Source organism: Methylocapsa polymorpha, from assembly GCF_045689225.1.
GTDB lineage: Bacteria > Pseudomonadota > Alphaproteobacteria > Rhizobiales > Beijerinckiaceae > Methylocapsa > Methylocapsa polymorpha.
Genome location: NZ_CP136862.1, coordinates 581,060 through 604,794 on the forward strand (window position 1 = coordinate 581,060; position 23,735 = coordinate 604,794).

The following is a 23,735-nucleotide window of genomic DNA, read 5'->3' on the forward strand; positions in this document are numbered from 1 at the left end:
CTTCAGCCGCCTCCGACAAGGAGCTTCGTCTCGCGCCAGAACAGGTCGATGAGGAAATCGGTCACGGCTTTTACGCGCGGGATCTTGGTGAGATCCGGTCGGATCAGCAGCCAAATGTCCCGATCGGCCGGAAGCTCGCCGAAGGAAAGTTCGACCAACCTCGCGTCGCTCCCGGCCAGATAGCGAGGCAGAAGGGCGACGCCGAAGCCGGCGCGGGCGGCGGCGGCCTGCGAAACCTGACTGTTGCTGCGAAATGAAAACCGGGCGTCACCGAACCGGCGCGCCATCCAAGTAGCTTCCGCGATGAAGGCGCTGTCTTCGTCATAGCCGATCAGGGCCGGCGTTTCGCCGCCCGCGATTCGATCCCGATATTTGGGCGAGGCGTAAAAGGCGAAGCCAATGCGCGCCACGCGGCGGGCGACGAGGCCGCTGTCCACCGGCCGTCCGAATCGCAAGGCGACGTCCGCCTCCCGGTTAGCCAAGCTCAGAACCTTCGACTCTATGATGAGCTCCAGATCGAGGGACGGATAGCGTTCATGCACGCCGCCGAGACGATCGATAAGAAAGCCATCCGCCAGCACGCGGGCGAGGGTCAGGCGCACGCGCCCCTTCAACTCGTCGCTTCGATCGCAGTGGCGCTCCACCGCCAGAGCGGCCTCATCCATGAGATTTGCCGCCTCAAGGACCGCCCTGCCGTCCGAGGTGAGGATGTAGCCGTCCGCGCGCCGCTCGAACAAGGCCTGGCTCAAGGTCCTTTCCAGGCTGGCGACGTGGCGAGCTACCGTCGCATGATTGACGCGCAAGGCGCGCGCAACTGCCGAAAGGCTCCCGTGGCGCGCCAACGCTATAAAGTAGCGGAGATCTTCCCAATTGAGCGCCGCTGAGCGAATCCGATCAGACATAGCGAAAGCATAGCAAATTTTTGCACAACTTCGAAGCGAGTATTTGCCTTCCGCTACAACCGCGCGGTGGAAATACTTAACGTGAGCGGCGGGCGCGAACGCTTTTGGTCTTTAAACGAAATCGAGACCACGTCTTGAGTTGATGCGTCGCCGAACGATCCCCGTTTTTCAGATTGCCCGGCGTTCTCCGCCGGGAAACGGGCGCTCGGGCCGTGTGAGCGAAAAATCTGCAGCGCGGATCGAGCTTCAATCGCGTCCCTCGCCGGCCTCCCAAAGCGCCTCCAAGCCGACGCGATAGGTCGGAAAGGCAAGCTCGACGCCTAGCTCCTCCTTCAGCTTCCTGTTGGAGGCGCGCTTGTTCTCGGCATAGAAACTGCGGGTCAGCGGCGTCATCTCGGCGGTGGCCACGTCCTGCTCGGGCGGCGGCTCGACGCCCATCAGCATGGCCGCGAATGTGACGACGTCTTGCGGCGGCGCTGGGGCGTCGTCGCTGACATTGAAGACGCCGTCTGGGCCTTCATAAAGCAAAGCGGCGGCGATGGCGCGGCTCACATCCTCGACATGGATGCGGTTGAAGACCTGATCCGTCTTGACGAGGCGGCGCGCCGATCCGGCCCTGAGATTGGCGAGCGCATTGCGTCCCGGGCCATAGATTCCGGCAAGGCGCAAAATGCGAACCCGCTTGTCTTTCGACTTGCCGATCGCGGCCCAGGATTTCTCGGCCTGAAGCCTCGCCTGCGAGCGCGTCGAGGACGGCGCCGGAGCCAGCGCCTCATCGACCCATTCGCCTTGCCTGTCGCCATAGACGCCGATCGTCGAGAGATAGATGATCGTCTGAGGACGCCGAAGCCCGGCGATGCGGTGGCCAAACCGCGCCAGCACGGGATCGACCGAAACGCCCGGCGGAATCGAGACAAGCAACGCGTCCGCGTCGGCGAGGCGCTGCGCGATGGCGGGGTCTTCGCCTTCCGGGCCAAAGACCAGAGCCTCGATGTTTTCGCCGGCGATCTCCTGCGCCTTGGCGGCGCTTCGCACAGTGCCTGCGATCTCGTCGAAGGAGGCGCCGAAGCGGGCGATGAAATCGCGCGCGCAATAGCCGAGACCGAAAGCGAAAAGCTTCATGAAAGCCGACCTTCTTTCGCAACAGGCGCCGCCGCGTCAATGGCCGCCGCCCATTCCGCTTCGACCGCGGGATCAGTCTCTTGCGCGCGCCGCCGCCCCGCAAGCTCCCGCAAATGATCTTGCGGCCCGAGCCGGGAGAGCGCCCAAACCGCCATCGCGCGCAAGAGAGGCGAGCCGGCCCCGAGTTTGTCGACAACCAAGTGAGCGAGCGCCGCGTCGCCGGAATTGCCGGCGGCGATCAAGACATTGCGCATGAAACGGTCGGAGCCGATTCGCTTGACGGCGCTTCCTGCAAAGAACCGCCGAAAAGCGGCGTCGTCAAGGCGAAGCAGGCCGCTCAGCGACGGCGCGCACAGATCTTCGCGCGGCAGCAGTTTCATCTCCCGCGCAGTTACGGCGTATTTGTTCCAGGGACAGACGGCGAGACAATCGTCGCAGCCATAGATTCGATTGCCGATGAGCGGCCGCAGTTCGCGCGGGATATGGCCCTTGTGCTCGATGGTCAGGTAGGAGATGCAGCGCCGCGCATCGAGGGCGTAGGGACGCGGAAAGGCCTTGGTCGGGCAAATGTCGAGACAGGCGCGGCAGCTGCCGCAATGATCTTGCTCCGAAAGGTCCGGCGTGAGCGGCAAAGTGGTGAAGATCGAGCCGAGAAAGAGCCAGGAGCCGAAGTCCCGGGAGACGAGATTGGTGTGCTTGCCCTGCCAGCCGAGGCCCGCCGCCTGCGCCAAGGGCTTCTCCATGACCGGGGCCGTATCGACGAAGACCTTGACGTCGGCCCCCTTGGCCGCCGCGACGAGCCAGGAGGCCAGCGTCTTGAGGCGGCCCTTGATCACCTCGTGATAGTCGCGATGCCGCGCATAGACGGAAATATTGCCGGCCGATTTTTGCGCCAGCGTCGCCAGAGGATCGCCTGGCGGACCATAATTCACGCCAAGCAAGAGGATGCTTTCGACCTCAGGCCAGAGCTCGCGCGGATCGGCGCGGCGCGCCTCGGTCGCCGCGAGCCATTCCATATCCCCTGCGGCGCCGGACTGAAGCCAAGCGCTGAGCCTTCCGGCCGCCTCCGGAATGGCGCCCGGATGCGCAACCTTGCAAATATCGAAGCCGAGCGCCTGCGCCTTCGCCTGAAGCTCAGCCTTGAAGGGGGGCGTCAGAAATCGAGATCCGCGTAGACCGCGGTCGGAGACAATCCCGGCAGACGATCGGCGAGCAGGGAGCGGAAGGCCGGACGCGACTTCACCCTGGCGTACCAGAGCTTTGCCGTTTCGTTCTCTTCCCATGGCACATCGCCCAGAAAATCGACGCAGGAGAGCTGCGCCGCGGCGGCGAGATCGGCATGCGAAAGCTGCTCGCCGGCGAGCCATTTCCGGCCGCCGGCCAGATAGCCGATATAGCGCATATGGGTGCGGATATTGGTCCGCGCCGCGCGCACAAGCTCCATTTCCGGCGCGCCGCCGCCCCGCTCGCGCGGCATGTAACGCTTATAGACCTTTTCGGTGACGAGCCAATTGGTGACTTCGTGAAAGAATTTCTGGTGGAACCAATCGCACAGCCGGCGCACCTCTACGCGCGAGGCCGGGTCCTCCGGGAGAAGCCTGTGCCGGCCCAAAGCGAGGCCGCGCGTCTCATCGAAATATTCAGCGATCGGCCCGGCGCCCGGCACGACTATGCCGCCCTGCTCGACCAGAACCGGCGTCTGTCCGGCCGGATCGAGGATCAAGAATTCGCGTCGGCGCTCATAGGTCTTTTCCTCGATCAATTCGGGAGTGATGCCATATTCCCCCAGAAGCAGCCTGACGAAACGCGAATGCGGGCACAGCGGATGATGATACAGGGTGATCATTCAGCTTCGCGTTCGTGAGGAAAGGGGATCGGGGCGCGGCGTCGCCCGAGGAAAACCTGGCGCAAGGAATCCCAACTTGGGGTAAAGGTTTCGTTAATGCGGCTGAGGTTTAGGCTCGGGAACGACCGAAGCGTGCGCGCCGCATCGAGAAGATCCGGCTGACTGTTCGGAACCCTGCGCCGTTCACGTCCTAGGCTGTTGGGCGCTTTCACTTCAGCGTAGATTCGCCGCCTTCGCTGACCGGCACGCTGGATTGCCGCGCCACCGCGATGCGGCGGAGCCACGCGGCGATGATCCGCCAATATGGAGTCTCAACCCGCAGATGGCGCCGCAGCGGCGTTTTAATGATCGTCAGGCAAAGCGCGATGCTGTACAGGCACCAGACCGCAGGGAATTCATTCGGGTTGGAGGTGGTCAGAAACGCGAGGAGAGGCCCAGCCAAATAGGTGAACAATACGACCCGCCAACTGCCATAGAGCAGCGGCATGAGGAAAGCCGTCACCGAATAGCCAACAAATCCGTTGCCGAATATGGAGTAAGCCTTCACGGCGTTGCCAATGCCGTTAAGCGGAACAAACCACGCCAGATGCCAGCTCCCTCTGGCTGTGCAGAGAATTTGCCCGCATATAGGCCGGCCGAGGGCGCATGTGCCTGCCCATTGAAACGGATAGAGTTGGATCAACATGCTCAATGCGGCGATGAAGCAAAAGAAGTAAGCCCAAGGCGCGACTCGCCGGGCCACATCCTTCGGCATGAAATAGAGAGCGCCGGCATTAATGAAAAAGGGCTGGAAGGTGATGTGCAGATAGCCCAGCAGAGTTAGGAATTGATTGAGCGGGTTGTCGCATTGATTGACGACAGTGTAGCTGACCGCTTGCAGCACCTCCATGCTGGAAAAGTAAAGCAGGCAAGCCCAAAGCGCGGCGGGTTCGGGGTGGCGTTTAAGCGCGGCGTGAGCCGCGGTGGCGACCCCAATCGCCGCCAAGACCGTCGATGCTTGTCCATTCCAGCACATCGGTGAGACCCAAGCCTATCGATTATCCTGGGTTATATTAGCTTGGTCTTAGCTCTGACGCCAGAAGTGAATGCGCCTCCGGTGAATCCGGTTTAGGTCATCGACTGATTTGTACAAGTCGACATTTGAAATTGCGGACGCTCGCAGAAAGTCACAGGTGCCATTCATCTCATGGCGGCGAGTTTGGCGAGCGGATCAATCCTGTCAAGGACGCGAGCTTTGCTCGCGCCGGCGAAGCCGGTGCTGCGCATCCTTGACAGGGTTGAGTCCGCCTCGCCTATTATGCCAGCCGTGAGATGAATGACGGACTCCGACGATGGCCGATAGACTCAATAGGCAGGCTTTTAAGCCCTGAGCGAAATAGTGTCCGCTTTCCGTTCCTTAGACGCGGGTTTCGAGTCGATCGATACGGCGACGGACAGGGCTCTGAATTTTGCACCAGGTTTCTGCACAGGTTAGCCAACTGAATATGCAGCTAGTCGACCGCGGTGCACAATTCTTGGATTTCGATCCCACATCAGGTTCAGCGTTAGGATGAATGAGGGCGTTGATGCATTCGACCGCCCGACGAAAAATGCTGCTGGCATGATCAAAAGGGGATGGGGGATGAAGACGTTCTTATTGCCTTCGATGAGGGACAGCGAATGCATGAATACTCCGTAGAAGAACAGCTAATCGAAACCCTGCACATTCTGGCAAAGCAAAACGACACGCCCTACGTTATTGTTGCCGGATCAGCTTTGGAAGATTTGCTGGAATTGGTATTGCGCGAAAGCATGGGAGATTTGTCGAACCCATCTTATTCAAACATTTTCGATGGGCTCCTCTCAACGTTTGGTGCCAAAATCGGTATCGCATATGCATTCAAGATCATTGGCGATGATCTAATCAACGACTTTATCGCCATAAACAAGGTTAGGAATGAATTTGCCCACGCCAGGGGGCCGATCCAATTTGGCAGTTCAAACCCGAAACTCGAAAAAGCTTTCAAGAAATTTTCCGGCTGGACCAACTCATCAGATCAGCGTGCATTGTTTGATGAACGCCTTAAAGCTTGCATGCAGGCCCTCAATTCACAGGTAGAGTCGGCGATTTTCATACAAGCTTGGGCTGACGTACCGTAATACTCAAGGCCTGACACAAGCAACTTAATGGCTGCGGTCAAAGTCGCATAGGCCCCAATATAGAACCTGTGGCGGCATTCGAACTGAGGCCCCTCTCACGCAGCCGCGGGCTCCCTCGGCACGACATCGACCTGCACATCGACGTCCTGCTCGCGCGAGCCGAGGATGATCCCCGCGACGGGGGAAATATCGGCGTAATCGCGGCCTTTCGCGAGAATGATGTGGTCATTACCAATCATCATGTTGTTGGTTGGATCGAGGCCGACCCAGCCGCACGCCTCGCCGCACCAGACTTCGACCCAGGCGTGCATCGCGTCAGCGCCTTCGAGGCGCTTCTTACCCGCCGCCGGTATGGTGCGGATATAGCCGCTGACATAGGCGGCAGGCAGGCCGAGGCCGCGCAGGCCCGCGATCATGATATGGGCGAAATCCTGGCAGACGCCGCGCCGCTTCTCGAAAGCTTCCGAGATCGGCGTCGAGACGACGGTCGCCTTCGTATCATATTTGAAATCGGCCTTGATGCGCCGCATCAAGTCAATGGCGCCTTCGAGGATTGGACGCCCGGGCGAAAAGCTCGCGTGCGCGTAATCGGCGGCGGGCTGGAAGCGCGGCACGAAACGGCTCGGATGCAAGAAATGCGCAGGCGAGTCCTTGTCGAGCGAAATGCTGTCGAAGGCCTCTTCCCGGACCTCTTCGAAAGCCTCGGTCGCGGCGGGGTTCGGCGGCTCGGGCCGGTCAATCTCTATGCCTGTGCGCACCTCGACCGTCAGCTCGCGATGCGCGGTCGCGATCGTGAGCGAGGTGACGCGATTGCCGAAAAAGCAGACGCGCTCGGCGATCTGCGCCGGCGCCGGATCGATGCTGAGCTCGCTCGAAAGCACCTTTTGTCCCGGCGAATCATTCGGCAAAAGCCGCAAGGCGCAATGGGAATAGGTGACCGTCGAGCCATATTCGTAGGTGGTCACATGGCGGATGTCATAGATCACGCAAGGCCGCTCGATTTATCAGCGCGCGCAACATGCGCGCCTTGCAGGAAATAGCGCGCGGCGATCGCGTCGGCCAGGCCGAGAAGGCTTTGCTCGAATTCGAGGATTTCTTCATTGTTGAGCTTGGCGGCGACCGCGGTCGCGATTTCGGCGGCGAGCTTCACGATCAAGCGCCGCGGCGTCTCGAGCATGCCATCGTCGCTCAGCAAAGGCAGGTTTTCGAGATGCTCGTCGAGCCGCTCGACCTGAAAGGCGACCGAGCGCGGATTGAACGGATCGAGCACGACCATGTCGCGAACCGTGCTCAGCGCCACGCCCATCAAATAGCGCGAACGATAGGTGATCTGCGAATCGACAAGATCGAGCAGGACGTCGAGATCGTCGGCGGGCGCCTCGCGACTCGCGAAATGGCGGGCGAAACGGCAGGCGTTGATGCCGCGCTCGACCCGCCGCCCGGCGTCGAACAACCGCCAGCCGGCGCCCCGAAACATATTCTCCTGGGCGAGGCCGGATATGCCCGCGATCGTCCGCAAGGCGGCATCGGCGTGATCGAAAGCCTCGGCTTCGGTCAGCATCGCTTTGCCATTTATTTCCAAGGCCTGATTGACGTCGCCGATGAGCCGCCAAGCGTCGGGAGAGAGCCGCTCCCGAATGAACGAGGCGGCCCGGCGGGCGTCGCGCACAAGCGACAGAGCCGAGCCGTAATCCTTGTCGCCATGCAGGGCGAGCGCGGTCAGCGCCATGGGATCTGACGCGGAGGCGCCAGGCGCCGCATGCCAGGACACCAGCAGGCTCGCAAGCTTGGCGACCGTCCAACCGGCATTGACGGTCTGCGCATCGGCGTCGATCATGCGGCCGGCGAGACAGCGGATGACCCGCAAGGTCGCCTCGGCGCGTTCGAGATAGCGTCCGAGCCAGAACAGATTGTCGGCGGCGCGGCTCGGAAGGGTGCCCATGATGCGGCGGATGCGAACCGTCTCGTCCGTCGGCAGCAAAGTGACCATTTCGACCGGCTTGTCGGCGAGCACCCAGACGTCGGCCGACTGCACGCCTTCGCCCATCGACACGGCGCGAGCGTCGGCGCGGTCGGAAATGCGGCAGAACCCACCCGGCATGACTTTCCAGCCATCGGGCGTCCGCGCCGCATAGACGCGCAGGACAAAAGGCCTCGGCGTCAGCCGGCCATCCTTCCACACCGGCGTCGTCGAGAGATTGACGACTTCCTGGCCGACGAAATCGATGCCCCGCTCGTTGATCGCGGCGACGAGGCGGTTTTTTTCCTCCGGCGTGAGCGCCGCGCCAATGACCGGCTGGTTGCGCGGAAAGCGCAGAACGGGATTGCCGAAGGACCCGGCGATCGCAAGCTCGTCAATATCGTCGATGACAGATTCGCGTTCATGCCGCTGGCCACACCACCATGTCGCAATATTGGGCAGACGCAATTCCTCGCCGAGCAATTTGCGGCAGAGCTTCGGCATGAAACTCATCATGACCGGCGTTTCGAGAACGCCGGAGCCAAGCGCATTGGCCAATACGACGCCGCCCGCGCGCAGAGCGTCGACGAGACCGGGCACCCCAAGATGCGAGCGGGCGTTGAGCTCAAGCGGGTCGGCGAAATCGCTGTCGATGCGCCGCCAGATCACATCCGCCCGCTTGAGGCCGGCGATCGTGCGGACATGGACCTTGCCGTCGCGCATCGTGAGATCGCCGCCCTCAACCAACAGAAAGCCGAGATAGCGCGCAAGATAGGCCTGCTCGAAATAGGTTTCGTTGAACGGACCCGGCGTCAGCAGGCAGATGCGCGGATCGGAGCGCTGCGCCATCGAGGTCAGGCCGCGCCGGAAGGCCTGGAAGAAGGGCGCCAGCCGCTTGACGTTCATGTCCCGATAAAGCGCCGGGAACGCGCGGGAAAGGACAAGACGGTTGACCAGCGCATAGCCCGCGCCCGACGGCGCCTGGGCGCGGTCGCCGATCACCCACCAGCGCCCGTCGGGGCCGCGCCCTATGTCGGCTGCGTAAATATGCAAAAACTTGCCGCCCGGCGGCTTCACGCCATGCAAAGGATGGAGAAAATCCGGTGAGCCGGTGACGGCGGCGGCGGGCAGATCGCCGTCGGCGAAGAGATTGCCCTCGCCGTAGATGTCGGCGAGGATCAGCTCCATGAGCCGCACGCGCTGCTCGACTCCTTGCGCGATCTCGCGCCACTCATCCGCCTCGATGAGGAGCGGCACATGGGAAAGCGGCCAGGTCCGTTCGCTGGCGTCGCCATAGATGCGATAGGAGACGCCTGAATCGCGAATGTGCCGGTCCGCCGCCGCGAAGCGCCGCCCGATGTCGTCCGCGCCGAGATCCGTCAGCGAGTCGAGATAGCGCAGCCAATGCGCGCGCGGGCGGCCGTCCGCGCCGATGAACTCATCGGGAATGCCGGCGAGCGGCGTATAATCGGCGACCAGGGCGTCGAGCCGCTGCGCTGCGGTTAATTCCTTCGCAATCGTATCGACGGAGACGCTCATCTATTGCTTCGGCCGGAAGGATTTGAGGATCGCCGCATCGGTCTCGATATAGGCGGCGCCGATAAGGTCAAGACAATAAGGGGTCGCCGGAAAGACCGCGTTGAGGCAGGTCTCGATCGCGGCGGGTTTTCCGGGCAGGTTGATGATGAGGCAAGGACCGCGATGCGCGGCGATCTGGCGCGAGAGGATCGCGGTCGGCACCTGCTTCAGGCTTTCCTGCCGCATGAGCTCGCCGAAGCCCGGCAGGATGCGCGGCGCGGCCGCCTCGGTCGCTTCGGGCGTCAGATCGCGCGGGGCCGGCCCGGTGCCGCCCGTGGTCAGGATCAAGTCGCAATGCTCATTGTCGGCGAGATCGATCAATGTGTCGCGCACGGAGTCGAAGCCGTCCGGGATGATCCGCCGGACGATATGGAAAGGGCTTGTCAGGACGCGCGCCAGATAGGCGACGATGGCGGGCCCGCTCTGATCTTCATAAAGGCCGACGCTGGCGCGGTCCGACACCGTGACCACGCCAATGGCGGCCGCGCGCCTCGTCTCCTCCGCCATTGCCCAACCTTTACGCAAATCGGTTCAGTTTAGGGAGCCAAGCAAGAAGCTCGCCTAGCTCCGTCAAAACTCAAGCGGGGCGCGGGGACGGGTCAGCTCCCACCGGCGCCCTTTCTGTTAGACCTATGAGCCTAGCGGATCAGAAGCTGTTTTGAAACCGGGTCTCTGCGACGGGTTCGCTTCGGGCGATCTTCCCTCGGCGAGAATAGATCATGTATAATTTACGTTTAGACGTAGATATTCAGAATAATTTACGACGAATTTATAATAAACTCTATGTATATCTTAGGCAGATTCATGAACGCCAATAAGATTTCACAACAAAATTTCCTGAAGGCCGCCTCGCGCAGCTTTCACGGCTGGCCAAACTTGACAGCCCGAGGACTCGTCCTCGGCGCCGGGACCTTGGTGGCGAAATTCCTCCGAGCAATGCGGCGCGCCCGAGCGTTTGCAAGCTGCGGCGCAAGCTTTAGAAGCTTTCCTCCGCTATCGTGGTTTGGCAATCGCGAATCAGTTCCAAGGTGGAGTCGCCTCATGCGTTCAATGACGCGCTTTTCGGTTTTGACCCTTTGCCTCTTGTGGCTCGCGCCGCTCCATGCTGCGACCTGTCGCGATCCGGCGGGTTTCGACACATGGCTCGCGGGCTTCAAGCGGGAGGCGGCCGCCCAGGGCATTTCGCCTGAGGCGATCAGCGCGCTCGACGGCGTCACCTATGATCCCTCCATCATATCAAGGGATCACGGCCAGCATGTTTTCCATCAGAGCTTTGAGCAATTCGCCGGCCGCATGGTCAATTCCTACCGCCTGCACAAGGGCGCGAGCCTCATGAAGCAATATGCCGGGACCTTCGAGCGGATCGAGCAAACCTATGGCGTTCCGGCGCCCATCATCGTCGCGCTCTGGGGGCTTGAGACGGATTTCGGCGCGGTCAATGGCAATACGCCGACCCTGCGCGCGCTCGCGACGCTCGCCTATGATTGCCGCCGCACCGAAAAATTCCAGGCCGAGCTTCTCGACGCCCTGCGCCTCATTGAGCGCGGCGATCTTTCGCCCAGCGCCATGCGCGGCGCCTGGGCCGGCGAACTCGGCCAGACCCAGTTCATGCCTTCGTCCTATCTGAAATACGCGGTCGATTTCGGCGGGGGGCGCAATCTCATCCACAGCGTCCCGGACGTCCTGGCCTCCACCGCCAATTACCTCAAGGGCTACGGATGGCAGCGCGGCGCCGGGTGGAACCCTGGGCAGCCCAATTTCGCCGTCATCAAGCAATGGAACGCGGCCGACGTTTATTCGAGAACGATCGCCTATTTCGCTTCTAAGCTCGCCGGCGAGCAGTAACGCGCGAAAGTGCAGAAAGCATATGGCGCGGCTCGCAGCCGGCGCGTCAACGCGGAAGCAAGAGGCCTTCGGCATCCGCCGGCGCCTTGGCTCCAGAGCGTTGTTCGCACGGCTTATAGGTATGGGCGAGATTATAGGCGGAATTGATCAAGGCGATATGCGAAAAGGCCTGCGGAAAATTGCCGACGAAGCGCTTTTCAAGAGGGTCATATTCCTCCGCCAAAAGGCCTAGGTCATTGCGCAGGGCGAGAAGCCGCTCGAACAGCCGGCGCGCATCGTCCGTGCGCCCCAATAGCACGAGATTATCGACAAGCCAGAAGCTGCAAGCGAGAAAAGCGCCCTCCCCGCCCGGCAGCCCGTCCACGCCGGCATGGGGATCATAGCGGCGCAAGAGGCCATCCACCATCAATTCACGCTCGACCGCCTCGACCGTGCTGCGCACGCGCGGATCCTCGGGCGGCAGAAAGCCGACGAGCGCGATCAGGAGAACGCTGGCGTCAAGCTCCTTCACGCCGTAGCTCTGCGTGAAAGCCCCTTGCTCCGGGTCGAAGCCATTTCGGCAGACATCGTCATGGATTCGCTGGCGCAAGGCGCGCCAATGATCGAGCGGCCCCTCGAGGCCGAATTCCTCGACGCTCTTGACGGCGCGATCGAAGGCCACCCAGACCATGACTTTCGAATAGGTGAAGTGCCGCCGCCCGCCGCGCACCTCCCAAATGCCTTCGTCGGGCTCCTCCCATACAATTTCGAGATGTTTCAGAAGCTCGATTTGCAACGCCCAATCATCGCCGTCGGGGGCGAGCCCCGCCCTGCGGCTATGATAGAATACGTCGAGAACCTCGCCATAAATGTCGAGCTGCAATTGGTCGGCCGCGGCGTTGCCGACGCGCACCGGCTGCGATGCGGCGTAGCCAGAAAGCCAGGGAAGCGTCCGCTCCGCGGCGCGGCGTTCGCCTGCGATTCCGTAGAGGATCTGGACAAGCGAGGGCTCGCCGCCAAGCGCCCGAATGAGCCATTTGCGCCATTTATCGGCTTCATTGACATAGCCTGCGTTCATCAAGGCGAGCAAGGTGAAGGTCGCGTCGCGCAGCCAGCAGAAGCGGTAATCCCAATTGCGCCCCCCGCCCAAACGCTCCGGCAGCGAGGTGGTCGGCGCGGCGACGATGCCGCCGCTCGGCTGAAAGATCAGCGCGCGCAGCGTCAGCAAGGACCGGATCGCCGCTTCTGACCATGGCCCCGCATGTTCGAACGTCTTCGACCAGGCGAGCCAGGTCCGCTCGGTCTGTTCGAGCGCCTTGTACGGGTCGATGGCGCGGGGAGCATCCTGGTAGGACAGGCCATAGCTCAGCGTAAACTCCACGCTCTCGCCTTCCGCGACGGTGAACTCGCCCACATGCGTCAAGCCGTCCGGATGCAGCGGCGTCGAGGCGCGCAGCACGAGAAGATCCGGTCCGGCGACAGCGATCAGACTGCCTTCCTCGTCGCGATGCACCCAGGGCGCGACCGAACCATAATCGAAGCGGATGACAAGCTCCGTGCGCAGGCGGACAGAGCCGCGAACGCCGCGCACCAGACGAATGAGATGCGTTCCGCGGATTTTCATCGGCATGAAATCGGTGACGATGGCGAAGCCTTCGGCCGTCTCGATTAGGGTATCGAGGATCATTGTGTGGCCGCGATAGCGTCGCGCCACTTTGGCGGCGGGGTCTATAGGCCAGATCCGCCAGCGCCCGTTCTCCGGTTCGCCGAGGAGATTGGCGAAACAGGCTGCGGAATCGAAACGCGGCCAGCAGAGCCAATCGATCGATCCGTCGCGCCCGACAAGGGCAGCCGTCTCGCAGTCGCCGATGATTGCGTAATCCTCGATATTCAACGCCATGCGCCGGTCCTTGGAAGCGAAGCTATCATCAATGAAATTGATGATACTGCCGCCAATAGGGCGTCGGCAAAAGATGTTGATGCCGGTGGCGGCGCGAGGGCCTTGGATTGCCGAGCGCATTGGGTCCAAGCGACTGTGGGACCGGATCGGGAATCAAGCGCTGATGCCCCCCGCCTTCGGGCGCTCCGCCGCCGATCTGCGCGCCGGGGCCGAGCTGCTCAGGATAGGGCGTGGGAATGAGCTGCTGCGCGGCGTGGGCCCGCGACGTGCTCAGCGATAGAGCAATCAACAACGTTACCAATCGGGGGCTAACAAAAGTCACGTAAATTCGCCAACACGAAAGAAGACAGATCCAAACTGAATCTAGTACAGCCTGCGCCCGAAACAAGTGACGCCTTCCGCTTACTAAAACCCTACGTGGACTCTCACGCCTGTGTTTCGTCTATTAGAGGAATACGTGTCTCGCAGTGAGGTGCCTTCTAACGCACTAACTGGATCCAATAAAATGCAACCTCAAGTTACAACTTCATAATTGGTGAATTTAGGAGCAAGGTGTATATTTTTAACGTTGTCCTTTTAATGATATGGCTCGAATCATGCAGACGAACTTATCCGTTGTTCGCGAGGACTAAGGCAGCATAGACGCAGAAGAAAAGCATCCGCTAAGCCTAAAAGATCGGACGACCGAAGAGCTTATAATTGCATTTGTTGGAGCCGTTGGGTCCGGTGTATCAACAACTGCCGATACATTGGCAACAATATTAAATTGTGATTTTCATTATGAAACGCATAAAATAAGAGTTAGCAAGCTTATAAATGACAATTGTTCGAAAATTGGCGAGCAAGCAGTAAATGACAGTGATAGTGAGCGCATCGAAAAATTACAAAAATATGGAAATGAGCTCCGTGCGAAATTTGGAAACAATATATTATCCGAGTACGCGATTGAAATCATTCATGGGGCGAGAGAAAATGACGAATTAGCCGAAAACGTCAGGAAGTGCTGGATAATTGATTCTCTTAAACATCCTGAAGAAGCCGCAGTCCTCAATGAAGTCTACGGAGACTGCTTTTGGCTAATAGCAGTATTTGCACCAGAGGATGTGCGCCTAAAACGCCTCAAAGACTTGCATTCAAATTTATCATACATCGAACAGATAAAAAAGACTGACTTTGATGAGGGATCAGATGTTGGACAATCTGTAAAGGATGTTTTGCCTTACGCAGACATGTTTATTCGAAATGACAAATTTAACAAGGTGAGTTTGGAGGCCTCTGTACGTCGATTCCTCGATCTAATTTTTGGAATTGGAATTAATACTCCAACTCGTCATGAATCTGCGATGCTCGCTGCCGAAGCCCAATCTGCGCGTTCGGCGTGTCTGTCTCGGCGCGTAGGAGCCATCATCATCTCTGCAGAGGGCGAGCAAATTGGTCAGGGATGCAATGATGTACCAAAGTACCACGGCGGAATCTACGAGTCAGAACCGCATGTAGACGATAATAGATGTTATAATTGGGTAGGACAAATCTGTCACAATGATAAACATAAAGAAATTATTTATGATCAAATCGAGAAAATAGTTAATGCTGAAAAATTAGATGAATTTAGAAAACTTATTTCAAGAACAGATATTAAGAACTTAATTGAATTTTCGCGTGCTGTACATGCTGAAATGGAAGCTATCCTTTCTGTTGCCCGAGCAGGAAAATCAGGTCTTATCGGCTCCTCGCTTTATTCAACCACATTCCCTTGCCACAGTTGCGCTCGACATATTGTTGCAAGCGGCGTCAGTCACGTGTTCTATATAGAAGCCTACCCAAAAAGTCTCGCCCTCGATCTGCATCATGATACTATATCGACTCTAGAGGCTGACGAAGGCAAGAAAGTTCTGTTCCTTCAATACGAGGGAGCTTCTCCAAAAGGCTATAATAGGGTATTTAGCATAAAATCTGAGCGGAAGAAGGCAGGAAAGTTGATTCACTTGGAACGTGCAACGGCGCGTCCAATGCGTGCCCCGCCCATAGATGGGCTGGCCACTAGAGAAAAATTAGCCATGGCTAGGTTTAAACGCTTGGAAGAGGGAGGACCAAGTGACTGATCGAAAACAACTGACTCTATTTCTCCCTATCAACTCAAAGGTCCGGGAGGACACGGGGAAAGTCCTAGCTGATTCACAGAATGACGCTACCACGCATAGGAAATATAACTACGCAGATTTACTGCGGTCCTTAGAAAGGCAGGGTTTGGTACGAAAAGTGGTGAAATCCACCCCCAATCGCTACTGAATCAGTAACTATCGCTTCCCCTTCCACGCCCGCGTGCCGCCCTTGCCGGCGCTTGAGCGCGGCTGGCTGCGCGGCTTGGCCTCGCCGCCGCCGAAATTATGCGGCCCCATTTCAGCGTCGGTCGGCTTATGCGGCCGGTTCGCGGGAAGATTGGCGGCGTTTCCATATTTGCGCTCGCCTCGATAGGCGCCCGCCTCCGCCTCGACGTCGCGCTGGCTCGCCAGTGGATCGTCGGCGATCGCAAGCTCGACCGCCTGCAAGCGCTTCAACTCGTCGCGATAACGCGCCGCCTCCTCGAAATCGAGATTGGCGGCGGCCGCGCGCATGCGCTTTTCGAGATCGGCGATCGTCGTCTTGAAATTATGGCCGGCCAGAAGCTCCGGCGCGCCGAGCCCGGCGTCGACCGTCACATGATCCTGCTCATAGACAGAGCCTAGAATATCGGCGATGCCGCGCTTGATCGTAGCCGGCGTGATCCCATGCTCGGCATTATATGCGGACTGCTTTTCGCGTCTGCGGTTCGTCTCCGCCATGGCGCGCTGCATCGAGCCGGTTTCGCGATCGGCGTAGAGGATCACTTTGCCCTCGACATTGCGCGCCGCGCGGCCGATCGTCTGGACCAACGACGTCTCCCCGCGCAAAAAACCTTCCTTGTCGGCGTCGAGAATGGCGACAAAGGCGCATTCGGGAATATCGAGGCCCTCGCGCAACAGGTTGATGCCGACCAGCGCATCGAAGGCGCCGAGCCGCAGATCGCGGATGATTTCAATGCGCTCGATCGTGTCTATGTCCGAGTGCATATAGCGCACGCGCAAGCCATGCTCGTGCAAATATTCGGTCAAGTCCTCGGCCATGCGTTTGGTGAGCACGGTGATGAGGCTGCGATAGCCGCGCAGCGAGACCTCGCGCAGCTCGCCGAGAAGATCATCGACCTGGCTCCGCGCGGGGCGAATCTCGACAGGCGGATCGATGAGGCCGGTCGGGCGGATGACCTGCTCGACGAAGACACCGCCGGTCCGCTCCATCTCCCAATGGCCAGGGGTCGCCGAAACATGGATCGTCTGTGGCCGCATCGCCTCCCATTCCTCGAAGCGCAAAGGCCGGTTGTCGAGGCATGACGGCAGGCGGAAACCATATTCGGCGAGCGTCGCCTTGCGACGAAAGTCGCCGCGATACATGCCGCCGATCTGCGGCACGGTTTGATGCGATTCGTCGGTGAAGACGAGGGCGTTGTCCGGCAGATATTCGAACAGGGTCGGCGGCGGCTCGCCCGGCCGGCGTCCAGTCAGATAGCGCGAATAATTCTCGATGCCGGCGCAGGAGCCGGTCGCCTCCAGCATTTCGAGATCGAACAATGTGCGTTGCTCGAGCCTCTGCGCTTCGAGCAGACGGCCCGCCGCATTGAGCTCGTTGAGGCGCTGGCGCAACTCGCCCTTGATGCCCTTGATCGATTGCAGCAGGGTCGGGCGCGGCGTGACATAATGCGAATTGGCGTAGACCTTCACGAATTCGAGGTCCTGCGTCTTCCTGCCGGTCAGAGGATCGAATTCGGCGATGGTCTCGATCGAATCGCCGAAGAAGCCGATGCGCCAGGCGCGGTCCTCATAATGCGCCGGGAAAAGCTCGACCGTATCGCCGCGCACGCGAAACACGCCGCGCGAGAAATCCCCGGCCGAGCGCTTGTATTGCAAGGCAACAAGATCGCTGACGAGCTGGCGCTGGTCTATCCTCTCGCCCTGCTTCACGGTGAAGGTCATCGCCGTATAGGTCTCGACCGAGCCTATGCCGTAAATGCAAGAGACCGAGGCGACGATAATGACGTCGTCGCGTTCAAGCAGGGAGCGGGTGGCGGCATGGCGCATCCGGTCTATCTGCTCATTGATCGAGCTTTCCTTCTCAATATAGGTGTCGGAGCGCGGCACATAGGCTTCCGGCTGATAGTAATCGTAGTAGGAGACGAAATATTCGACCGCATTATCCGGGAAGAAGCTCTTGAACTCGCCATAGAGCTGCGCCGCCAGCGTCTTGTTCGGGGCGAGCACCAAAGCCGGACGATTGGTCCTTGCGATTACCTGCGCCATGGTGAAAGTCTTGCCGGAGCCGGTGACGCCGAGAAGCACCTGGTCGCGCTCCCCCGCATCGACGCCGGCGACAAGCTCCTCGATGGCGCCCGGCTGGTCGCCCATGGGCTCATATTCCGAGACGAGCCTGAAGCTGTGTCCGCCCTCCGACTTGTCCGGGCGCGGCGGCCGATGCGGCGTCCAGGGCTTTTTCTCGCGCAGATTCGGATCGCCGCGTTCGAGCAGATCCTTGAGAGATTCGACCGTCGCCGCGACGCCGCTCACGCCGTCCGGCTGATGCAACGGGGCGGAAGGCGCATCTTTTCCGCGCGCGTTCTTGTCATTGAGGCCGAGCGCCTCGACGAGCTTGGCGTCAATGCGCGAGGCAGGCCCCGCCTCATAGCCTGCGGCGGGCGTTTCGGCAAAGCCTTGGGCCTGCTGGCGGCTGTTCAAGGCCGGATTCAGCAAGGCGGCGAGATGCTCGCCAAGAGGCTTGACCTCAGGCTTCGAGGCCTTGGAGCGCGGCGCCTTTTGCCGCGCTGGGGCTTTCGGGGTTTTTTCGGACGGGCCGGGAGCTTTGACCATGCCGCCAATATGGGCCGAATCGGGGGCGGATCAAAGAGGTCTGCCGAAGCCCGAAAGCCAAAGCCTTGCTCATGGTTTTTCTAAGGGCTTCCAACTGGTTCGTCACGCACAAGACTTTGGAATGCGGCGGCAGCAGAAATGACGAAGTGAGCTAGCAATACACAGTTAATACTTTCGCGCGCCGCGTTAATTTTTCCACCGATCCCATGTGCCAAGGCGTGGCGATGTGGAAAAGGCAGCGTGTCGGCGTGATCATCCGTTCGGACGTCGCAAAACGCCTGCTTATAGAGCACGGCCCAAACTTCTGTCCATCCTCTGCGCCACTGGGCGGGTACATCATCAATTGTCATGTCGCCCAGTCCGTCCTTGAGCCAATCGAATGTCTTTTTCCTCCCTTCACCCGGCTGGGCGAGCCGCGCAGCGCGCTCGATGACAAAGAAAGCGCTCGGCGCAGTCAATTGGTAGAGGCCTGCTTCATGCGCCGCGATCATTTCATCAAAGGTATGGAAGATTCTTTGGTCACCGAGGCAATCCTCGATAGAAAGGCGCAGCGATTCCCTCACTTTCGTCCACACATCAACTGCTAGGCCTTGCGAAAATTCGTCGCTTGTCAGGTCTACGGGTTCCTCCACATTCCCAAGGTGCTTGAACAGGACGGCATGAGGTACGAAACCAAGATCTAATATCCTTTTTTGGACCCTTATTTCTTCGAGGTGCGGAGCAATACTGTTTAGAAAGGTCTGATTTCGGGTAGCAATAATTTGCGCAACGCCAAAGAAATCCGATTGGAATAATTTATCAATATTTCCAAGTAGTACACGCGCAGGGCCGAGTGCAGCGGCGATGGATGCACTAAGATCGCTATATTCCACCGAAAAGGTTTTGCAAGCAGCACGAGCTGCTTGTGTAACGTTGAAAACGCCAGACAGAGATTCATTCAGCGGCGGATCGAGCTGCTCGCCAAGAGGCTTGACCTCGGACTTCGAGGCCTTGGAGCACGGCGTCTTTTGCCGCGCTGGGGCTTTCGGGGGTTTTTCGGATGGGCCGGGAGCTTTGACCATGCCGCTAATATGGGCCGAATCAGGGGCGGATCAAAGTCCCGGCGCAAGAGCTCGGTTTGAATTCCGGCCGTCTAGGAACGCCCCCTCAGGCGGCCGGCGGGGCCTCGGCAGGGGTGACGCCAGCGAGGGCGTCGCGCAAGGCCTGCTCTTTGGTGTGGTCGAAAGAGGTGCGCAACACGGTGCCGCCGACGCCCTTCAAATCCGCCAGCACTTTGTCGGCGGTCAACTTGCGGATCAAAAGGAATAAGGCCGCATTGCCGGCGTCCAAGGTTTGCGCGACTTCCTTGATGAATTGATCGTTGATTCCGACATCCGCGAGCGCGCCGCCGACAGCGCCGGAGGCCGCGCCAATCGCCGCGCCGAGCAGCGGCTGCAGAAAGATCAGGCCGATCAGCGTGCCCCAAAGAGTGCCGGAGACCGCCCCGACCGCGGTGGTGTTCACGAGTTGATTGAGCTTGATGTGGCCATTGGGCTGCTTGACCGCGATGACCGCGTCGCCGAGCTCAATCAGATAGTCCTTCTGCAGCTCCAAAACCTTCTGCCGAACCTCTTCCGCTTTCTCTTCGGACGGAAACGCAATGACAACGAGATCGCTCATGCTCAGGCCCTTTCTAAATCCTATCCACAACGATCAATGATTATCATTTTGCCGGCGTCGCGTCCATGCACGGGAGATGACAGCGCCGTTCTTTGTTTGGCCAAAGGTAAGAAATCAAATGCGAAAATGGCTTGTCTTGGAGCCAAATATTCCCGCCGCCACAGCAAACAAGTTGTGGCGGCCGCGTTCACGGCGCGGTTGCATCGGCCTCGGCGGCTGACGCCTTTTTCTGTTTTCCTCATCGCTGCAGCACCACGAAAAAGGATGGCACGAAAAGCACTGCGAGACAGGTCGACGCGAGCATCCCGCTGAACACGCTGATGCCGAGCGAGCGGCGCGCATTGGCGCCGGCTCCGGTCGCTATGACCAATGGCACGACGCCGAGGATGAAGGCAAATGACGTCATCAAAATGGGACGGAACCGCATGCGCGCGGCCTCAACCGCCGCCTCGAGGATCGGCTGCCGTCGATAAGCCGGCGTTCGCGCGCGACCTCGACGATCAGAATGCCGTTCTTCGCGGACAGGGCGATGAGCAGCATGAGGCCGATCTGAGTATATAGATTGTTGGCGACCCCGACGCTGGTCAAGGCGATGACAGGTCCGAGCAAGGCCAGCGGCGCCGCCGAGAGCACCGCGAGCGGCAGGATCCAGCTTTCATATTGTCCGGCGAGACATAGGTAGACAAGCATGATGGAGATGGCGAAGACGACGTAGAGCTGGTTGCCGAGAATTTTTTGCTGATAGGACATCGCGCTCCATTCGTAGGAGACATCGTCCGGCAGCGCCTTCTTGGCGATCGACTCCATCGTCGTCATCGCTTGGCCCGAACTGAAGCCGCTCGCCGCGTCGCCGACGATCGTCGCGGACGGATAGAGATTGTAGAGCGTGATGAGCGGCGGCGCCACCAGCGGGCCGATCTGCGCGACCGCGCCGATCGGGATCATTTGCTGATCCTTGTTGCGCACATAAAGATCGAGAAGATCCTCCGGGTGCAGACGGTATTTCGCATCTGCCTGCACATAGACCTGGTAGGATTGGCCGAATTTGTTGAACTGATTGACGTAGGCCGATCCAAGATAGGCGGTCAACGTCGAGAAGACGTCGCCGACCGAGACTTTCATCGTTTCCGCCCGCGCGCGATCCACATCGACGCCGACATGGGGCGCGGCGGAACGGAATGTCGTGACGACGTGCTGCAGTTGCGGATTCTCGGCGGCGGAACCGACGACGTTCCGTGTGAGTTCGTAGAGCTTTCGATAGTCGAAGCTGCCGCCCAGCAATTCGACCTGCATCTCAAAGCCGCCGGCGTTGCCGATCCCCTGGATTGGCGGCGGAACCAGCACAAACGCCTTGCCGTCCGTGACCGCCGCAAGCTCGCCCTGCAGGCGCTTGTAGATAGAGAGAAGGTCCTGACCCTTGGCCTTCTCGCGCAGGCTCCAGTCCTTGAAGATCACATAGGCGACCCCGGCGTTGGCCAGGGTGGCGCTATTATCGAGCAGGGATTGTCCGGCGATCGAGATCACATTCTCGACACCCGGCGTCGCGCCGGCGAACTTGCTGGCTTCGGCGAGCGAGGCCTCAGTTCGCTCCAGCGAAGCGCCGTCCGGGAGCTGCACGGCGATCATCGCATAACCCTGATCCTCGTTGGGGATGAAAGCGGTCGGCAAACGGGCGATGCCCAAGAAGCCAAGCGCCGCAAGCCCGAGCGCGATCAGAACCATCCATCCGCTTCGACGCACCATGAGTCCGATCAAAGCCGCATAGACGTCCTCCATGCGCTGGTAGACCGCGTTGAAGCCGCGGTAAAACCAGTTGCGCTGATCGGGCGGCGCCGGCTCGCGCAGCCACAGCGCGCATTGCGTCGGCTTCAAGGTCGCCGCGTTGATGGCGCTGATCAGTGCGGTTACGGCGATCACCAGAGCGAATTGAGCAAACATGCGGCCGGTCAGCCCCGGCATGAAGGCCGCTGGCAGAAACACCGACATGAGCACAAGCGTGATGCCGATGATCGGTCCGAACAACTCGCCCATCGCCCTGATCGCCGAATCGCGCCCCGACATGCCGCCCTCGATATATTTCGACACGCCTTCGACGATCACGATGGCGTCGTCGACGACGATGCCTATGGCGAGAACGATGCCGAACAGCGTGGAGAGGTTGATGGTGAACCCCAGCGCCGCCATTCCCGCGAAGGGCCCGATAATGGTCACCGGAACCGTCGTCGCCGGCACCAAGGTGGCGCGAAAATTCTGCAGGAAGACCAGGATCACGATCAGAACCAGAACGCCCGCCTCATAAAGGGTCATGTAAACCTCGTCGATCGAAGCCTGGACGAAGACCGTGGTATCGAAAGGAATCGAATAAGCCAGCCCTTGTGGAAAGCGCGTCGCGAGCCTCTCCATTTTCGCCTTGACCTCTTTCGCCACAGTCGGCGAATTGGCTTCCGGCGTCTGATAGATGGCGACGCCGGCGCCGGGCTGGCCGTTGAGTTTGAAATCCTGCGGATAGGTCTGTGCGCCAAGCTCGACGCGCGCCACATCCTTCAGCATGACGAGACGGCCGCCTTGCGCGGTCTGGTCCTTGACGATGATGTCAGCAAATCCCGCCGGGTCGGTCATGCGCGACTGTATGTCTACAGTGTACTGGAAATCCTGGTCCTTCGGCGCCGGCGGCATGCCGATCTGGCCAGCTGCGACCTCCTGGCTCTGCTGCTTGACGACGTCGATGACGTCCTTTGGCTGAAGCCCGAACGAATAGAGCTTTTCCGGATCCATCCAAATCCGCATGGCGTAATTGCCGGCGCCGACGACATTGACGCTTCCGACCCCGGGCAGACGGGCGAGTTCATTGACGAGATTGATGGTCGCGTAATTGCTCATGAACAAGCCGTCGTAGCGCCCGTCCGGCGAATTCAGCGTGACGATCTGAAGGATCGCCGTGTTCTTCTTTTGGATGGTGACGCCCTGCGACTGCACCGGCAATGGCAAAGACGCGAGCGCGACGGCGACGCGATTCTGCACCAGGACCTGGGCTGTATCCGGATCGGTCCCGATTTCGAAGGTCACCGTCAGCGTATAGGTGCCGTCGGCTGCGCTGGTCGATTCCATGTAGAGCATGCGGTCGACGCCATTAACCTGCAGCTCGATCGGGATGGCGACCGTATCGATCACGGTCTGCGGGCTTGCTCCCGGATATCTCGTCGTCACTTGCACGGTCGGCGGTACGACGTTTGGATATTGCGAAACCGGAAGACGGAACAAGGCGACGCCGCCAAGCAGCACCAGAACAATAGCCAGCACATTCGCGAGGACTGGGCGCTCAATGAAGAATTTCGACATCATTGCCGCCCGCTCCGGTCATCGCCGCCAGTCTCGCCGGAAGACGGCGCCTCACTCCCCATCAACCGCGGCGCCACCTTGGTCCCTGGGATGGCGCGCCAGAGCTCGCCGGTGACGACGCGGTCGTCGGCGCTTATGCCCGACGTGATGACTCGCAATGTTCCAAACAATTCGCCGAGCTGGACATAGCGCTGCTCCACGACATTGTCCTTATTCAAGACCAGCAGATAACGGCCGCCCTGATCTTCGCCCAAGGCGCGATTGGGGGCGAGCAACGCCTGCTGCGCCGTAAGCCGTCTCGGCAAGCGAATGCGAACGAAGAAACCAGGGAGCAAGCTCCGGTTCGGGTTCGGCAGGATGCCGCGGACAAGCAAAGTGCCGGTCGATGGATCAATCCCAGGAGCCACATATTCGATCGTGCCATGATAAGGAAAGCCGCCGCTTGAATCCAAGCCGACGTCGACCGGGATCTCTTCGATCTCGTTTTGGCGATATGGCGCATTTGGATCACGGCGATGCGGCGGAGCCAGCC

At 59.9% G+C, this 23,735-nt stretch carries 17 protein-coding genes and 1 pseudogene; 3 read left to right on the forward strand and 15 right to left on the reverse strand.

The features are described from left to right. Positions 1 to 2 precede the first annotated feature (2 nt). From RZS28_RS02865 to RZS28_RS02885, 5 genes are all read right to left on the reverse strand, one after another. Complete coding sequence (locus RZS28_RS02865) at positions 3 to 902, reverse strand: LysR family transcriptional regulator (protein ID WP_407339706.1); 900 nt, start codon at positions 900 to 902, stop codon at positions 3 to 5. Positions 903 to 1,148: 246 nt separating this feature from the next. Then, positions 1,149 to 2,024, reverse strand: coding sequence for an SDR family oxidoreductase (locus RZS28_RS02870; RefSeq protein ID WP_407339707.1), 876 nt, complete (start codon positions 2,022 to 2,024; stop codon positions 1,149 to 1,151). Then, positions 2,021 to 3,181, reverse strand: a complete 1,161-nt coding sequence (queG, locus tag RZS28_RS02875) for a tRNA epoxyqueuosine(34) reductase QueG (protein ID WP_407341026.1) — start codon at positions 3,179 to 3,181, stop codon at positions 2,021 to 2,023. Before queG ends, RZS28_RS02870 begins: the two co-directional genes overlap by 4 nt. After that, on the reverse strand, positions 3,178 to 3,870 hold the full coding sequence (locus RZS28_RS02880) for a glutathione S-transferase family protein (protein WP_407339708.1): 693 nt from the start codon (positions 3,868 to 3,870) through the stop codon (positions 3,178 to 3,180). Before RZS28_RS02880 ends, queG begins: the two co-directional genes overlap by 4 nt. Positions 3,871 to 4,078: 208 nt before the next feature. Next, positions 4,079 to 4,855 carry a DUF5765 domain-containing protein gene (locus tag RZS28_RS02885; RefSeq protein WP_407339709.1) on the reverse strand — a complete coding sequence of 259 codons (777 nt, stop codon included), beginning with the start codon at positions 4,853 to 4,855 and terminating at the stop codon, positions 4,079 to 4,081. A 629-nt stretch (positions 4,856 to 5,484) separates the two neighbouring features. Here RZS28_RS02885 and RZS28_RS02890 point away from each other — a divergent pair. Next, positions 5,485 to 6,009: a hypothetical protein gene (locus RZS28_RS02890; protein ID WP_407339710.1), complete on the forward strand. Its 525-nt coding sequence runs from the start codon at positions 5,485 to 5,487 to the stop codon at positions 6,007 to 6,009. Positions 6,010 to 6,104: 95 nt separating this feature from the next. Here the strand turns inward: RZS28_RS02890 and RZS28_RS02895 are convergent, their stop codons facing one another. The 3 genes from RZS28_RS02895 to mog are packed head-to-tail and all read right to left on the reverse strand — an operon-like array spanning position 6,105 to position 10,054. Continuing rightward, entirely contained in the window at positions 6,105 to 6,995 is an 891-nt protein-coding gene (locus tag RZS28_RS02895) for a transglutaminase N-terminal domain-containing protein (protein WP_407339711.1), read from the reverse strand. Further along, positions 6,992 to 9,508 carry a circularly permuted type 2 ATP-grasp protein gene (locus tag RZS28_RS02900; RefSeq protein WP_407339712.1) on the reverse strand — a complete coding sequence of 839 codons (2,517 nt, stop codon included), beginning with the start codon at positions 9,506 to 9,508 and terminating at the stop codon, positions 6,992 to 6,994. The genes RZS28_RS02895 and RZS28_RS02900 overlap by 4 nt, the downstream gene beginning before the upstream one ends. Continuing rightward, on the reverse strand, positions 9,509 to 10,054 hold the full coding sequence (gene mog / locus RZS28_RS02905; RefSeq protein WP_407339713.1) for a molybdopterin adenylyltransferase: 546 nt from the start codon (positions 10,052 to 10,054) through the stop codon (positions 9,509 to 9,511). It abuts the gene before it with no gap. 534 nt (positions 10,055 to 10,588) lie between these two features. Here mog and RZS28_RS02910 point away from each other — a divergent pair. After that, on the forward strand, positions 10,589 to 11,392 hold the full coding sequence (locus RZS28_RS02910; protein ID WP_407339714.1) for a lytic transglycosylase domain-containing protein: 804 nt from the start codon (positions 10,589 to 10,591) through the stop codon (positions 11,390 to 11,392). Between the two features lie 46 nt (positions 11,393 to 11,438). Here the strand turns inward: RZS28_RS02910 and RZS28_RS02915 are convergent, their stop codons facing one another. Together RZS28_RS02915 and RZS28_RS02920 are read right to left on the reverse strand one after the other, a co-directional pair. Continuing rightward, entirely contained in the window at positions 11,439 to 13,271 is a 1,833-nt protein-coding gene (locus RZS28_RS02915; protein ID WP_407339715.1) for a glycoside hydrolase family 15 protein, read from the reverse strand. Between the two features lie 28 nt (positions 13,272 to 13,299). Next, the gene (locus RZS28_RS02920) at positions 13,300 to 13,563 is read right to left on the reverse strand and encodes a hypothetical protein (protein ID WP_407339716.1); all 264 of its coding nucleotides are present in this window, start codon (positions 13,561 to 13,563) and stop codon (positions 13,300 to 13,302) included. Between the two features lie 457 nt (positions 13,564 to 14,020). On the opposite strand from RZS28_RS02920, the gene RZS28_RS02925 reads away from it, so the two are divergent. Beyond that, on the forward strand, positions 14,021 to 15,373 hold the full coding sequence (locus RZS28_RS02925; protein WP_407339717.1) for an anti-phage dCTP deaminase: 1,353 nt from the start codon (positions 14,021 to 14,023) through the stop codon (positions 15,371 to 15,373). Positions 15,374 to 15,568: 195 nt separating this feature from the next. Here RZS28_RS02925 and uvrB read toward each other — a convergent pair whose 3' ends face one another. The 5 genes and pseudogenes from uvrB to RZS28_RS02950 all read right to left on the reverse strand — a co-directional run bounded on the left by uvrB (position 15,569) and on the right by RZS28_RS02950 (position 23,655). Continuing rightward, positions 15,569 to 18,205 (reverse strand): excinuclease ABC subunit UvrB, encoded by a 2,637-nt coding sequence (gene uvrB, locus RZS28_RS02930; protein WP_407339718.1) that lies wholly within the window; start codon positions 18,203 to 18,205, stop codon positions 15,569 to 15,571. 80 nt (positions 18,206 to 18,285) lie between these two features. After that, the gene (locus tag RZS28_RS02935) at positions 18,286 to 19,266 is read right to left on the reverse strand and encodes a hypothetical protein (protein WP_407339719.1); all 981 of its coding nucleotides are present in this window, start codon (positions 19,264 to 19,266) and stop codon (positions 18,286 to 18,288) included. 85 nt (positions 19,267 to 19,351) lie between these two features. Beyond that, the gene (locus tag RZS28_RS02940) at positions 19,352 to 19,864 is read right to left on the reverse strand and encodes a DUF1269 domain-containing protein (protein WP_407339720.1); all 513 of its coding nucleotides are present in this window, start codon (positions 19,862 to 19,864) and stop codon (positions 19,352 to 19,354) included. A 114-nt stretch (positions 19,865 to 19,978) separates the two neighbouring features. After that, a pseudogene (locus RZS28_RS02945) lies at positions 19,979 to 23,206 on the reverse strand (efflux RND transporter permease subunit). Continuing rightward, a complete protein-coding gene (locus RZS28_RS02950; protein ID WP_407339721.1) occupies positions 23,203 to 23,655 on the reverse strand; it encodes an efflux RND transporter periplasmic adaptor subunit in 453 nt (150 codons plus the stop codon). The pseudogene RZS28_RS02945 and the gene RZS28_RS02950 overlap by 4 nt, the downstream one beginning before the upstream one ends. Between the last annotated feature and the right edge of the window lie 80 nt (positions 23,656 to 23,735).

Excerpts from the sequence above, each read along its gene's own strand:
- RZS28_RS02900 (WP_407339712.1), bottom strand. The coding sequence starts at position 9,508 with ATGAGCGTCTCCGTCGATACGATTGCGAAGGAATTAACCGCAGCGCAG.
- mog (WP_407339713.1), bottom strand. The coding sequence starts at position 10,054 with ATGGCGGAGGAGACGAGGCGCGCGGCCGCCATTGGCGTGGTCACGGTG.
- RZS28_RS02870 (WP_407339707.1), bottom strand. The coding sequence starts at position 2,024 with ATGAAGCTTTTCGCTTTCGGTCTCGGCTATTGCGCGCGCGATTTCATC.
- uvrB (WP_407339718.1), bottom strand. The coding sequence starts at position 18,205 with ATGGTCAAAGCTCCCGGCCCGTCCGAAAAAACCCCGAAAGCCCCAGCG.
- RZS28_RS02880 (WP_407339708.1), bottom strand. The coding sequence starts at position 3,870 with ATGATCACCCTGTATCATCATCCGCTGTGCCCGCATTCGCGTTTCGTC.
- RZS28_RS02940 (WP_407339720.1), bottom strand. The coding sequence starts at position 19,864 with ATGAGCGATCTCGTTGTCATTGCGTTTCCGTCCGAAGAGAAAGCGGAA.
- RZS28_RS02910 (WP_407339714.1), top strand. The coding sequence starts at position 10,589 with ATGCGTTCAATGACGCGCTTTTCGGTTTTGACCCTTTGCCTCTTGTGG.
- RZS28_RS02935 (WP_407339719.1), bottom strand. The coding sequence starts at position 19,266 with ATGGTCAAAGCTCCCGGCCCATCCGAAAAACCCCCGAAAGCCCCAGCG.
- RZS28_RS02915 (WP_407339715.1), bottom strand. The coding sequence starts at position 13,271 with ATGGCGTTGAATATCGAGGATTACGCAATCATCGGCGACTGCGAGACG.
- RZS28_RS02890 (WP_407339710.1), top strand. The coding sequence starts at position 5,485 with ATGGGGGATGAAGACGTTCTTATTGCCTTCGATGAGGGACAGCGAATG.
- RZS28_RS02865 (WP_407339706.1), bottom strand. The coding sequence starts at position 902 with ATGTCTGATCGGATTCGCTCAGCGGCGCTCAATTGGGAAGATCTCCGC.